The sequence below is a fragment of the Gilliamella sp. B3367 genome (assembly GCF_026536825.1).
In the GTDB taxonomy this organism is placed as follows: domain Bacteria; phylum Pseudomonadota; class Gammaproteobacteria; order Enterobacterales; family Orbaceae; genus Gilliamella; species Gilliamella apicola_E.
Window position 1 is genome coordinate 160,219 of record NZ_JAFNNJ010000004.1, and the last position, 13,716, is coordinate 173,934.

A 13,716-nucleotide genomic window follows, 5' to 3' on the forward strand; every position below is an offset into this window, starting at 1 on the left:
TTAAAAATACTATGTCAGAACAACGCGTTACAGCTGCAGCACTTAAATTTACAACTGTAAACTCTCAAGACCAAATAACACAAAAGCCTTTACGAGATTCGGTAAAACAAGCTTTAAAAAACTATTTATCACAATTAAATGGTGAAGATCCTACTGATCTATACGAATTAGTGTTAGCTGAAGTTGAACACCCATTCCTTGATATGGTTATGCAATATACTCGTGGCAATCAAACTCGAGCAGCAAATATGCTTGGTATCAACCGTGGTACTTTACGCAAAAAATTAAAACAATATGGAATGAGTTAATCAGCTTTTATTGATATCTCGTTTTATAAACCAAAAGCGCCTAATTAGGCGCTTTTTACATTTATTTATAAGTCATTATTCAATTAGACTTAAGGTTATTTAGTACAATTTATTCAAATTAAAACTAAGCAGATAAACGCTTAACTAACGTCGGTGTTAAAGTTAATGTATGCAGTTTATCATAAGGATGATGTAACCGATTTAACAATGTTTCGACAGCTAATTGTCCTAATTCTACTTTTGGTTGATGAATTGTAGTCAAAGGCGGAGACATATATTGAGCAATTTCAATATCATCATACCCCATAATAGCGATATCTTTTCCAGCTTCTAATCCATTACGATATAAAGCCTGATAAGCACCAATAGCCATGGCATCATTAAAGCAAAAAACTGCTTGGGGAGGTATTAGCAATTCTAATAAATGCTGCATCGCAACAATACCCGAAGCAAATCGGAAATCACCTTGAGCTTCGTAACCTTCTAGAATTGTTAATTGCCCTTCCTGCATAGCTTGACGATACCCTTGAAGTCGAGATTGCGCCTGAGTATTATTTAATGGTCCGGTAATGCAAGCAATACGTTTATAGTTCTGCTTAATCAAAAATTGGGTAGCTAACATAGAGCCATAAAATGAATTATCTTGAATCGTATCACAAACACCCTTGAAAGGCGTCCAATCCATCATTACCATAGGTAATTTAGGATAACGGTCGAAAATCTGTTCAGGAAAGGAATATGTTTCGGTACACATGGCTAATAGACCGTCAACACGTTTTTGTAACAAATGTTCAATATTGTTAATCATACGTTGATGATCGCCCTCGGTATTACATAAAATTAAATTATAACCAAGTTCATAACAACTACGTTCCACTCCTTGTACTACTTCTGAGTAAAAAGGGTTATTACTTGTTGTAACTAACATACCAATAGTAAAGGTTTTGTTACTTTTTAAACTACGTGCAATAGCCGATGGCGTATAGTTTAGTTGTTTTATTGCGGCCTCGACCTTACTGCGAATGGCCGGACTAACATAGCGATCGTTATTAATAACATGAGAAACGGTTGAAGTAGATACTTTCGCATAATTTGCGATATCTTTCATAGTAGCCAAGTGTTAATTTCTCTTTGATAAATTTTGTGATTGAATAAAATCATCTACTTCTTTACGTGATGGCACTGATGATTGTGCTCCCGATTTAGTCACAGATAATGCCCCTGCTGCATGAGCATAATAAACCGCTTCTTTAAGATCTTTGCCTTCTAGCAAAGCGGTAACCAACATTCCATTAAAGGTATCACCGGCACCAATAGTATCAACAGCTTTGACAGAAAATCCTGGTACTATTACTCCGTTTTGTGCATGACTAACCCAAGCTCCTCTACTTCCTAAAGTGATAATCACTGTATGGATCCCTTTATCATGCAATAATTGTGCTGATTGCTGTGCATCTTGTTCGGTAATAATTTTGATACCTGTTAAATATTCTGCTTCTGTTTCATTTGGAGTAATGATATCAACATGGGCAAGTAATTCATCGGATAATTTTTGTGCTGGAGCAGGATTTAAAATGACTTGTGTATTATTTTGTTTAGCTAACTTGGCTGCTTGTTCAACAGTTGCTAAGGGTGTTTCAAGTTGCATTAAGATTGCATCAGCTTTTGTGATATCGTCGGTAAATTGATCTAAATATTTAGGTATTACAGCTGCATTAGCTCCAGCATAAATTGCAATTTGGTTTTCACCTTGTTGATTCACCAAAATAAAAGCAACACCAGTATTTTCTTGGTCGATTATAGAAACAGAACGGGTATCAATATGATCGTTTTGTAGTTGTTGTTTAAATTTTTTACCTAAATCATCGTTACCAACAGCCGCGATAAATTGCACGTTAGCACCAAGGCGTCCAGCTGCCACGGCTTGATTTGCACCTTTGCCACCATACGAAATCCTATAATTTGTACCTGTTAATGTTTCACCTGGTTTTGGAAATTCATCTACACTTAAGATATGATCGATATTTACACTACCAAGCACAATTAATTTTTTACTGTTCATATATTGGTTCCTAATCAACTAATAAGTGGACGCAGCCATGCGTCCTTGATAATTTTATTGAGTTATCAATTTCAATTCTACAGGAATTCTTGTTTCAACCTTTTCGCCTTTTATCACTTTATCAGCAATTTCAATACCTATTGAACCGATTTTATCTGGTTGTTGAGCGACTGTTGCTGCCATTTTTCCTCGTTGTACTGATTTAACACCATCATCGGTACCGTCAAAACCAACCACTATAATGTCATTACGCCCAGCAGTTTGTATAGCGCGCACTGCTCCTAATGCCATTTCATCATTTTCCGCAAATACTGCTTGAACAGCAGGATAAGCTGTTAAAAGATTTTGCATCACATTCATTCCTTTAGCTCGATCAAAATCTGCTGGCTGTGCTGTTAAAATAGTAAATTGGTTTGTTTGCATAGATTTTATAAAACCATCACCACGTTCACGAGAAGCTGATGTTCCAACAATACCTTGCAATTGTATCACTTTTGCATTCGCACCCAATTTTTCAACAATGAAGTCACCAGCCATTTTACCACCTGCTATATTATCAGAGGCAACATGACTGACCACATCACCCTTAATCGAAGCACGATCAAGTGTAATAACCGAAATACCAGCTTTGTTAGCAGCAAGTACTGCATTGCCAACCGCTTCGGAATCAGTTGGATTGATCAATATGACTTTAGCTCCTTTAACGATAGTGTCTTCAACATTGGCTAGTTCTTTAGCTGGATTATTTTGTGAATCCAATACTACTAAATCATAACCTAATTCACTTGCTTTAGTTACTGCCCCTTCTTTTAAGGTAACAAAAAAAGGATTATTCAACGTTGAAACAACTAAAGCGATGCGCTCTTTCGCTGAGGCTTGAAAAACAAAACAAACACTTAGTGCAGAAGCAATCACAGCTGCCATCATTTTTTTAAATTTCATAACTTTCTCCCAAAATAAAATCCCGATTTAATACCCTTATTTATTGGTTTTTTTATCAACTAATACGGCTAATAAAATAACCACTCCTTTTACGATCATTTGATAGTAGGCATCGACGCCTAGCATATTTAATCCATTATTTAAAAAGCCTAAAATTAATGCACCAACCAAAGTACCTAAAATTTTGCCTCGACCACCTGACATACTTGTACCACCAAGTACCACAGCCGCGATTGCATCCATTTCATAACCTGTCCCTGCTGTAGGTTGTGCTGAGGACAACCGAGCAACTTCAATTGTGCTAGCTAATGCACAAAGCAAACCGCTAATGGCATAAACAAGGATTTTAACGCGATCAACGTTAATGCCTGATAGCCGAGTTGCAGCTTCATTACCACCTAATGCATAAATGTAACGCCCCAAGCGCGTATATTTTAGTAAGTACCAAGCTAAGACAAAAACAACTGCCATAATAAATATAGGTACAGGAATCCCCAGTACTCGACCAAATGCAAACCATTCGAATAGTTCGGAATTATCATTAGTACCTGTCGAAATTGGGCTACCTTTAGTATAAACTTGCGTTACCCCGCGTAAAATAAGCATCATGACCAACGTTGCAATAAATGCTTGTAATTTGCCTTTGGCGATAATAAAACCTGAAAAAGTTCCTAATATCCCTCCCAAAATTAAGGAAGCAAAAATCGCTATAAATGGCGATATATCAGCCCCAATCATAGACGCAATAATTGCCCCAGTTAAAGCAAAGATCGAGCCGACACTTAGATCAATACCTGAAGTTAAAATAACTAAGGTCATGCCCACAGCAATAATTGCATTAATTGAAGTTTGTTGTAGGATGTTAAAAAAGTTGTTTAATGTAAAAAAATTTTCGCTTAAACAAGAAACAATAATGATTAAAACTAATAAAGTAATTAAGGATTTTTGTTCAATTAATAAATTTTTAAGTTTTTTATTTTGCAACATCAGCACTCTCCTCTGCTTTGCCAACGGCTGCTGCCATAAGTTTTTCTTGTGTTGCCTGGTTAATTGAAAAATCCCCAGTCACTTTCCCTTCATAGATAACTAAAATACGATCACTCATGCCGAGTACTTCTGGCATATCCGAAGAGACTAAAATTACACTTAAACCCTGTTGTTTAAACTGATTGATAAGTTGATAAATCTCTTTTTTAGCGCCAACATCAACACCACGAGTTGGTTCATCTAAAATTAATATCATTGGTCTAGTCATTAATCCTTTAGCTATGGCAACTTTCTGTTGATTACCACCTGATAAAAAAACAATGATTTGATTGATGGAAGGGGTTTTTATATTAAATAAGCCGACAAAATCTTCAACGGCTTGCTGCTCTTCGGTTAATCGTAATTTTTTAAATTGATTGGTAAAATAACTTAGTGCGTTAAGTGACATATTATCTTTAACTGACATGCCTAAAATTAGACCATCTTTTTTGCGATCTTCAGAAATATAAACAATTCCATGATTCAAACCCTCACGGGGAGAAGCAATTTTTACCGATTTTCCTTGCAATATTATCTGTCCAGATTTGGCTGGATTTGCTCCATAAATCATTTTCATCAATTCTGTTCGCCCAGCTCCCATTAAACCTGAAATTCCCAGTATTTCACCTTCGTGAAGAGAAAAGCTGACATCATTAACCCCTGGACCAGTTAAATTTTTCACTTCCAACGTAACATTACCTTTAGCAACATTAATTCTTGGATATTGCTCTTCAAGTTTACGTCCGACCATCATCTCAATGAGTGTATCTTCATTTAATTGATCTATTTTTTTTTCGCCAACAAATTGACCATCACGTAAAACGGTCACTTCATCACAAATTTCAAAAATCTCTTTTAATCGATGTGAAATATAAACAATACCGCAATTTTGCTGTTTAAGTTTTCTGATTACGGTAAAAAGTGAAGTCGTTTCAGTATCGGTCAAGGCATCGGTCGGTTCATCCATAATGATGACTTTAGAATTAAAACTCAGTACTTTAGCAATCTCTACCATTTGCTGTTCACCAATTGATAGATCACTTATTAACCGTCGACTATCATAACCAAGATGAAGCTCAGCTAATAATTTATCAGCTTCGTTATAAGTTTTATGCCAATCTATGCAACCCAATTTATTGGTAAATTCACGACCTAAAAATATATTTTCAGCAATACTGAGTTGTGGAATTAAATTTAATTCTTGGTGGACAATACCTATACCCGCTTCTTGTGAGGATTTTGGTCCATGAAAATTTACTTTTTTACCTAAATAAATAATTTCGCCTTCATCTTTTTGATAGATACCCGTTAACACCTTCATTAAAGTAGATTTACCTGCACCGTTTTCTCCTATCAATGCCATCACTTGCCCTGCACGCACATTTAAATTAACGCCAGCAAGTGCTTTAACGCCAGGAAAGGATTTATGGATGTTGGTAAGCTGTAAAAGATTTTCATTCATAAATTACTCTTTTCTTTGTTTTACAACTAAGTTAAAAAATCACACCTGACTGTAAAATGATATTGGCAAAAGGTGTACATTCACCTGTTCGAATAACGGCTTTACAATGATGAGTTTGCTGTTTTAACTGTTCATGACTCAAATATAAAATATCAATACAGTTATGTTGAACTTGCTCTATTTTTTTTATTTGTTCTAGTATTTGTTCATGAATTTGAGGATTATGAGCAATGATTTCCTCAGCTAATATCACCTTTTCGATTTGCATATCATGTGAAACTGTTTGAAAAACTTGCATAAACGATGGCACGCCATAAGTTAATGCTAAATCAATGCGCGATATATCGTTAGCAATTGGCAAGCCCGCATCACCAATTGCAATTTGATCGGTATGCCCCATTCTAGATAAAATTTTAATAATTTCAGAATTAAACAATTGCCCCTTATGCATATTAAAATCCTTATATTAGTTTAATTACGACAACGATCGAAACGTTTCGATAACAAATCATCTACTTAATAAATGAGGCTGGCAATAGATAAAATTCAAAGTTGTGATCTTGATCAATATGAAATGATTCAGCTTGAAATTTAGTTTTTAAATATTTATAAATTGAGTAATATGATCACTTCTACGATAAGTGGTTTTGCGCTTCATAGAATGACTTTTTCACTTTAGCAATAATAAATTCAACACACGAGAAAAAACTCATCAATATATAGGTAATGAATTTTTAATAAAAGTTTGTTAAAATAGCTCGATTTTTAAATTATTTAATCTGGAGAATTTTATGGCAGGTCATAGTAAATGGGCCAATACCAAACATCGCAAAGCAGCTCAAGATGCTAAGCGCGGTAAAATCTTTACCAAAATTATTCGCGAACTTGTAACAGCAGCAAAACTTGGTGGTGGCGATCCAGCGTCTAACCCTCGTCTACGAGCTGCTATGGACAAAGCATTATCTAACAACATGACTCGAGATACCATGAACAGAGCAATTGCTCGTGGTGTTGGTGGTGAAGATGATACTAATATGGAAACTATCATCTATGAAGGTTATGGACCAGCAGGTACAGCTGTAATGGTAGAATGCTTAAGTGATAATCGTAACCGCACGGTATCAGAAGTTCGTCATGCTTTTACTAAAACGGGTGGAAACCTAGGTACTGATGGTTCTGTATCTTACTTATTCACCAAAAAAGGCGTTATCTCATATCCAACTGGAACTGACGAAGATCAAGTCATGGATGCTGCGCTTGAAGCTGGTGCTGATGATGTTGTGACGTATGACGATGGTGCTATTGATGTATTTACTACACCTGAATCATTCGGTGAAATTAAAGATGCACTAGATGCAGCAGGCTTAGTCGCTGAATCAGCTGAAGTTTCAATGATTCCAGCCACTAAAGTTGATTTGGATATAGAGTCTGCACCAAAACTACTACGTCTTATTGACATGCTTGAAGATTGTGATGATGTTCAAGAAGTTTATCATAACGGAGAAGTGTCAGACGAAGTTGCAGCAGCGCTCTAATGACTATCATTCTGGGGATTGACCCAGGTTCTCGTTTGACGGGTTACGGTGTAATTCGCCAAACGGGACGACAACTAACCTATCTTGGCAGTGGTTGTATCCGTACTGCAGTTGATGACTTACCAACGCGTTTAAAACGTGTCTACGCCGGAGTAAGCGAAATCATCCTCCAATTTCAACCAGACATGTTTGCTATTGAACAAGTGTTTATGGCTCATAATGCCGATTCCGCACTAAAATTAGGTCAAGCACGAGGTTCTGCCATTGTTGCAGCGGTTAATAATGATTTACCCGTTTTTGAATATGCCGCGCGATTAGTTAAGCAAAGCGTAGTTGGAACAGGAGCAGCGGATAAAAAGCAAGTACAGCACATGGTTAAGTTATTACTTAAACTACCTGCAAGCCCTCAAGCAGATGCCGCTGATGCGCTCGCAATCGCGATTACCCATGCGCATATGACCCAACACTTAGTTAAATCACATCGATAAAGTCTAATCTTTAAAAAAATCACCTCAATATCTGGTTTATATTACTCAAAAACCCCGTTCCTCAACGCAAAATTTAACTGAATACAAACTCAATTATCGTTTAAAACGATTAATTCCAAAAAGCACATAAAAAAAGCACCAAGATTATTGGTGCTTTTTAAATCTAACCTATTGGTTATTTATTTTCAGTGTTGCCTGTAAAGTTAGTTGGCAATACGACTTTATTCTTATGTTTAGTAAATACTTTAGTTACAAATAAGAAGAATAGCGGAACATAGAATATCGCCAAGAATGTTGCTGTCAACATACCACCGATTACCCCTGTACCTACCGCATTCTGGCTTACAGAACCAGCACCACTACTTGTTGCTAATGGATACACACCAAGAATGAAAGCAAACGAAGTCATTAAGATTGGACGTAAACGTAGACGACAAGCTTCTAACGTTGCATCGATTAATGATTTACCTTCTTTTTCAAGTGCATCTTTAGCAAATTCCACAATCAAAATAGCATTCTTAGCCGATAAGCCCATCGTAGTTAAAAGACCAACAATAAAGTAAATATCGTTATCAAGACCTCTAAACATCGTCGCATATACGGTACCGATAATACCTAGTGGGATCACAAATAGGATCGAAATAGGTACTGTCCAGCTTTCATATAAAGCTGCTAACGACAAGAACACCACAATGATTGAAATATAATAAAGTGTTGTAGTTTGAGAGCCTGTTTGACGTTCTTGATAAGAAATATCTGTCCAGTCAAACGAGAAGCCTTTAGGTAAGTTTTTAGATAATTCTTCCATAGTCGCCATAGCCTGACCAGAACTCAACCCAGGTGCAGCCGAACCACTAATACCCATTGCCGCTACACCATCATAACGAACAAGTGATGGTGAACCATAACTTTTTGTTGTGGTTGCAAAAGCATCATAAGGTACCATTTCACCTTTTTGATTTTTCACATGCCAGAAACTAAAATCATCAGGAAGCATTCGATAAGCCGCATCAGATTGTAAATAAACCTTTTTAACACGGTTATTATAAACAAAGTCATCAATATAAGCTGAACCTAATGCAGTTGAAAGCACGGTATTAACACTACTTACCGCAACACCAAGCGCTTGAGCCGTTTCGAAATCCACATTAATTTTATATTGTGGAACATCTAACATACTACCAGGACGAACTTGTTGTAACTTAGGATTTTGAGAAGCTTGTCTCAATAATTGGAAAAATGCCCCCATCAATGCATCATGTCCAAGGCCAGAGGTATCTTTTAACATATATGAGAAACCATTAGCCATACCAAGTGACGGCACTGCTGGTACATTGGTAATAATGACACGACCTTCAGTTATTGTTGAAGCAAACCCCCAACCACTACCAACTAAGGCATCAACTTTTTGGTCTGGGCGAGTACGCTCATCCCAATCTTTTAATCGAATAAAGCCAAGCCCCATATTTTGACCACGACCAACCATACTAAAACCAGCAACAGTAAAGATTTCCTTCACTGAGTCAGCCTTTTTCTCCATATAGAAATTAGAGGTTTTATTCAACACACCCATGGTTTGTTCTAATGTAGAACCGGGTGGTAATTCGACCATGACAATTAATACACCCTGATCTTCATTTGGTAAGAAGCCAGTTGGTAAGCGATTAAAGCCAAATATTAAAGCAACAACAATTAACGCATAGCAAATAAATGAAACGAGAGGATATCGAATAAATTTAATTACACCTTTTTCATAGGCATGTAAACTTTTGTTATATACATTATTAAATTTATTGAAGAACCATTTAGTACCAATAGAAAACCAGCTAAATGGAGGCATACTTCCTAATTTTTCACCAATCGTAGCTTTCTTAATTTTGCTTTTTGACGGCGCTTTTAAAATTTGAGCACAAAGTGCTGGTGTTAACACAATTGCCATCACCACTGATAATGACATTGACGTTACAATAGTGATTGAAAATTGACGATAAATCCCCCCTGCTGCACCACCATAAAATGCCATTGGTACGAATACTGCTGAAAGTACCACAGCAATACCAACTAAAGCAGAAGTAATTTGTTCCATCGATTTAACGGTTGCATCATAAGGCGAAAGCCCTTCATCATGCATAATACGTTCAACGTTCTCAATAACCACAATGGCATCATCGACCAGAAGACCGATGGCCAGTACCATAGCAAACATGGATAACGTATTAATGGTAAATCCACAGATATATAGAACCGCAAACGTACCTAACAATACTACCGGTACAGTGATGGTTGGAATAAGTGTAGAACGCAGATTTTGTAAAAACACATACATAACGATAACAACCAAAATGATTGCTTCGATTAAGGTATGTACTACGTTGTTGATCGATAATTTAACAAATGGTGTTGTATCATAAGGATACGCAAATTTAATATCCTCAGGAAAAATATGAGACAACTCTTCAATTTTTTTGTCAACTTTCTCAGATGTATCAAGTTGGTTAGCACCTGTTGCTAAATAAATACCTAAACCGGCTGATGGTTTACCATCATAACGAGAAAGGAAATTATAATCAGCTGCACCAATTTCAACTTTAGCTACATCTTTTAATAAAACATTTGAACCATCTGTATTAACACGAAGTAAAATATTTTGAAATTGCTCTGGTGTTTTTAAACGTGATTGAGCAGTAATGGTGGCATTAAGTTCTTGCCCTTCAGTGGCTGGTAAAGCACCTAATTGCCCTGCAGTAACCTGTGCATTTTGCGCTTGGATAGCACTAATAATTTCTTCAATCGACAGATTAAAATAATTAAGTTTATTTGGATCTAACCAAATACGCATTGCATATTCAGAACCAAATAACTGCGTATCACCTACCCCTTGTACACGACGAATCTGATCTTGTACAGTTGAATAAATAAAGTCAGCTATATCTGCCTGTGTTTTTTGAGGATTGGTTGAGTAGAAGCCGATAACTTTTAAGAAGTTGGTGTTATTTTTAGCAACCGAAACCCCATTTTTTTGAACACTTTCTGGTAGACGAGATTTAATACTTTCTACTTTGTTTAATACCTGTACCTGAGCAAAATCAGGGCTAGTACCTGGTGCAAAAGTTAACGTAGTTTGTACCACACCTTGAGCACTACTGGTTGATTTCATATAAATCAAATTATCCAAACCAGTTAAGTTTTGCTCAATTAACTGCGTAACTGTATTTTCAATTGTTTGTGCATCAGCACCTGGATAAACCGCTGAAACCGTAACAGCAGGTGGTGCAATATCAGGATACTGTTCAACAGCAAGTAACTTAATACACAAAGCACCGCCCAGCATCATCATGATAGCAATTACCCATGCAAAAACAGGTCTATCAATAAAAAACTTAGCCATAATTAAATCTACCTTATTTCACGCTGTTTTTGATGAGACTATCTAACTGCTCTTGAGTCAGTTCAGCAGGCTTACCAACTGCAACCGCTTTCATAGCTGTTCCTGTTTCAACCCCAGTTAAATTAAGTAGGCCTGTTGTAATAACTTCTTCACCGATATTAATTCCACTAGTTACCACCCAATAACCACCTATACCGGTATAAATTTTAATATCTTGGCGATATTCAACTGCACCATCTGATTTTAAAATCTTAGCTGTATATTGGCCTTTTTGGTTACTAGTAATACCTTGTTGAGGCACTAACACTGCATTTTTAATAGTACCTAATGTCATTTGTGGTTTAACAAACATACCTGGTAAAATTTTACCTTCACTATTTGAAAATTGTGAACGCAACGTAACAGTACCTGTAGTCTCATTAACTGTCATATCTGAAAATTTAATGCTACCTGATAATGCGTATTTAGAACCATCATTAAAGAACAGATCAACGTTATTGCCTTTAGCGGGTTCATAAACAATATTTTCATCTTGAAGATATTTATTATAGCGAGTCGCCGCTTCAGTCATATCAACATAAATTGGATCAAGTTGTTGAACTAGTGCAAGTGGAGCAGCTTGTCCAGCAGAAACTAGCGCACCTTCAGTCACACTTGATTTACCAATATAACCATCAATTGGCGAATAAACTTTAGTATAATCTAAATTAACTTTAGCAGCGTGTTCTGCTGCTTGAGCAACTAAAACACTTGCTTCAGCTTGTTTAGCATCAGCAGCAGCTTTATCATATTCTTGTTGGCTGATGGATTTAGTATTTAATAGCCCTGCATAACGTTTTAAAGTAAGTTGCGCAATATTAGCATTAGCTTTTGCACTTTCTACACTTGCCACCGCACTATCATAATTAGCTTGATAAATAGCGGGATCGATTTGATAAAGTGATTGCCCAGCTTTAACATTCGAACTTTCTTCAAATTCACGATTTAACACAATTCCACTAACTTGTGGGCGAATTTCAGCTATTTGCGATGCAACAACTCGTCCAGGTAAACTAATTTTAAGGGTATAATCTAAAGGTTGGACTTTAAAAACAGTTACCTTGGGTAATTGGCCATTAGCTGATTGGGATTGATTATTATCACAACCAGTTAATAACAATAGACCAGATAATGCCAGCGTAAGTAATAGCTTATTAAATCTCATATAAAAAAGACCTCGGTAACTTAATAATTATTTTTTAATAAAAAACAATGAAATCATTCAAAAGTGATCGATGATTTTACAAAAAATATGCATTGATTGTAAGTATCTTAACACCTTAATAGCACAGAGTTCTAAAAATTTACTAAATTTAACCATAACGAAACAATAATAATAAAAAAATTATGATTGATATTATGATTATTTGGAGAAATAAAGTAATATATGCGAATTGATTTTTAGTGCTGTAATAAGTGAGTATGGATTTAGCTTACGAATAAAAAGTAAAAAAATTTAATTGTGGTATTTTTTAATCCTTTTTTTTCAATTATATTATTGAATAATTTAAATCTATATTTAATTTAATTCTGAGATGGGTATTATGGATAATTTACGTACTGTTCTAATTGTTATTGCGTCCTTAGTCATTATTGCATTATTGATTCATGGGCTCTGGATCAATAAAAAAGAACGTTCTTCTTTATTTAAGTCAGGCAAAAAAGATAAATTCACACCAAATACTCAACAATTTGAAGACATCTACGGCGAAGAAGACGATGTAATATTACTCACGCCTAAAAATAAACAGGATGAAAGTAATAACCCAGTTGAGTCAGTAGTAGTTGAAGAAGAGAACGTTAAAGAAAACGTGAAAGAAGAAGAGGAAGAACATTTACCTCTTCAAGAAGATCTATTTTCAAATAATAATGACGAAGAAATTAACGATAAGGCTGATAACGAGCCTACAATCAACTTTCAACAAGAAATTTTTGCTGAAGAACCTGAAACACCAAAGGTTAAAGAAGTCCAAAAAACGGCTCAATCAGTATCTGAAGAACAAAGCAATCAAAAACTAGATGTGGGTGAAGACAACCAAACTGAAATTATTGTCTTAAACGTAACTGGTATAAATGGCAAATCATTACAAGGTGATGTACTGTTAGCTAGCATAATGCAATCAGGATTCCAATTTGGTGATATGCAAATTTTCCATCGCCATGTTGACCCAGCCGGCAATGGCCCAATTTTATTTAGTTTAGCTAACATGATTAGCCCAGGTTATTTAGATCCTGAAACCATGCACGAATTTACCACACCGGGTGTATCAATATTTATGGTTGCGCCAACTCATGGTAACAATCAACAAAACTTCAAACTTATGTTACAAACTGCGCAACGTATCGCTGACGATGTCAATGGTGTAGTACTTGATGATGAACATCACATGATGACACCACAAAAGATTGATAGTTATAAAGAACGCATTAAAAAAGCTTGTAACGAAATTTAATCATCAGAACTCT

The 13,716-nt window shown here is 35.8% G+C and carries 12 protein-coding genes; 4 read left to right on the plus strand and 8 right to left on the minus strand.

Annotation, left to right across the window (positions count from 1 at the left end):
- Positions 1-11 precede the first annotated feature (11 nt).
- The gene (gene fis / locus J3U23_RS08055; RefSeq protein WP_034883623.1) at positions 12-308 is read left to right on the plus strand and encodes a DNA-binding transcriptional regulator Fis; all 297 of its coding nucleotides are present in this window, start codon (positions 12-14) and stop codon (positions 306-308) included.
- Between the two features lie 124 nt (positions 309-432).
- Here fis and rbsR read toward each other — a convergent pair whose 3' ends face one another.
- From rbsR to rbsD, 6 genes are read right to left on the minus strand one after another with little or no spacing between them, the layout of a single operon-like run.
- A complete protein-coding gene (rbsR, locus tag J3U23_RS08060) occupies positions 433-1,425 on the minus strand; it encodes a ribose operon transcriptional repressor RbsR (RefSeq protein ID WP_416380514.1) in 993 nt (330 codons plus the stop codon).
- Between the two features lie 3 nt (positions 1,426-1,428).
- Entirely contained in the window at positions 1,429-2,370 is a 942-nt protein-coding gene (gene rbsK / locus J3U23_RS08065; RefSeq protein WP_267338970.1) for a ribokinase, read from the minus strand.
- Positions 2,371-2,424: 54 nt separating this feature from the next.
- Positions 2,425-3,312 (minus strand): ribose ABC transporter substrate-binding protein RbsB, encoded by an 888-nt coding sequence (gene rbsB, locus J3U23_RS08070; protein ID WP_267338971.1) that lies wholly within the window; start codon positions 3,310-3,312, stop codon positions 2,425-2,427.
- Positions 3,313-3,348: 36 nt separating this feature from the next.
- Complete coding sequence (gene rbsC / locus J3U23_RS08075) at positions 3,349-4,299, minus strand: ribose ABC transporter permease (RefSeq protein WP_267338973.1); 951 nt, start codon at positions 4,297-4,299, stop codon at positions 3,349-3,351.
- Positions 4,286-5,800 (minus strand): ribose ABC transporter ATP-binding protein RbsA, encoded by a 1,515-nt coding sequence (gene rbsA, locus J3U23_RS08080; protein ID WP_267338975.1) that lies wholly within the window; start codon positions 5,798-5,800, stop codon positions 4,286-4,288. Before rbsA ends, rbsC begins: the two co-directional genes overlap by 14 nt.
- Before the next feature lie 31 nt (positions 5,801-5,831).
- Positions 5,832-6,251: a D-ribose pyranase gene (gene rbsD / locus J3U23_RS08085; protein ID WP_267338976.1), complete on the minus strand. Its 420-nt coding sequence runs from the start codon at positions 6,249-6,251 to the stop codon at positions 5,832-5,834.
- A gap of 340 nt (positions 6,252-6,591) precedes the next feature.
- On the opposite strand from rbsD, the gene J3U23_RS08090 reads away from it, so the two are divergent.
- Together J3U23_RS08090 and ruvC are read left to right on the plus strand one after the other, a co-directional pair.
- Complete coding sequence (locus tag J3U23_RS08090) at positions 6,592-7,335, plus strand: YebC/PmpR family DNA-binding transcriptional regulator (protein ID WP_267338977.1); 744 nt, start codon at positions 6,592-6,594, stop codon at positions 7,333-7,335.
- Positions 7,335-7,823, plus strand: coding sequence for a crossover junction endodeoxyribonuclease RuvC (ruvC, locus tag J3U23_RS08095; RefSeq protein WP_065563411.1), 489 nt, complete (start codon positions 7,335-7,337; stop codon positions 7,821-7,823). Before J3U23_RS08090 ends, ruvC begins: the two co-directional genes overlap by 1 nt.
- Positions 7,824-7,998: 175 nt before the next feature.
- Here ruvC and J3U23_RS08100 read toward each other — a convergent pair whose 3' ends face one another.
- Together J3U23_RS08100 and J3U23_RS08105 are read right to left on the minus strand one after the other, a co-directional pair.
- Positions 7,999-11,211 carry an efflux RND transporter permease subunit gene (locus J3U23_RS08100; RefSeq protein WP_267330666.1) on the minus strand — a complete coding sequence of 1,071 codons (3,213 nt, stop codon included), beginning with the start codon at positions 11,209-11,211 and terminating at the stop codon, positions 7,999-8,001.
- Positions 11,212-11,224: 13 nt separating this feature from the next.
- The gene (locus tag J3U23_RS08105; protein WP_220225790.1) at positions 11,225-12,415 is read right to left on the minus strand and encodes an efflux RND transporter periplasmic adaptor subunit; all 1,191 of its coding nucleotides are present in this window, start codon (positions 12,413-12,415) and stop codon (positions 11,225-11,227) included.
- Positions 12,416-12,794: 379 nt separating this feature from the next.
- Between J3U23_RS08105 and zipA the strand changes: the two genes are divergently transcribed.
- Complete coding sequence (gene zipA / locus J3U23_RS08110) at positions 12,795-13,703, plus strand: cell division protein ZipA (RefSeq protein ID WP_267338978.1); 909 nt, start codon at positions 12,795-12,797, stop codon at positions 13,701-13,703.
- Positions 13,704-13,716: the final 13 nt, after the last annotated feature.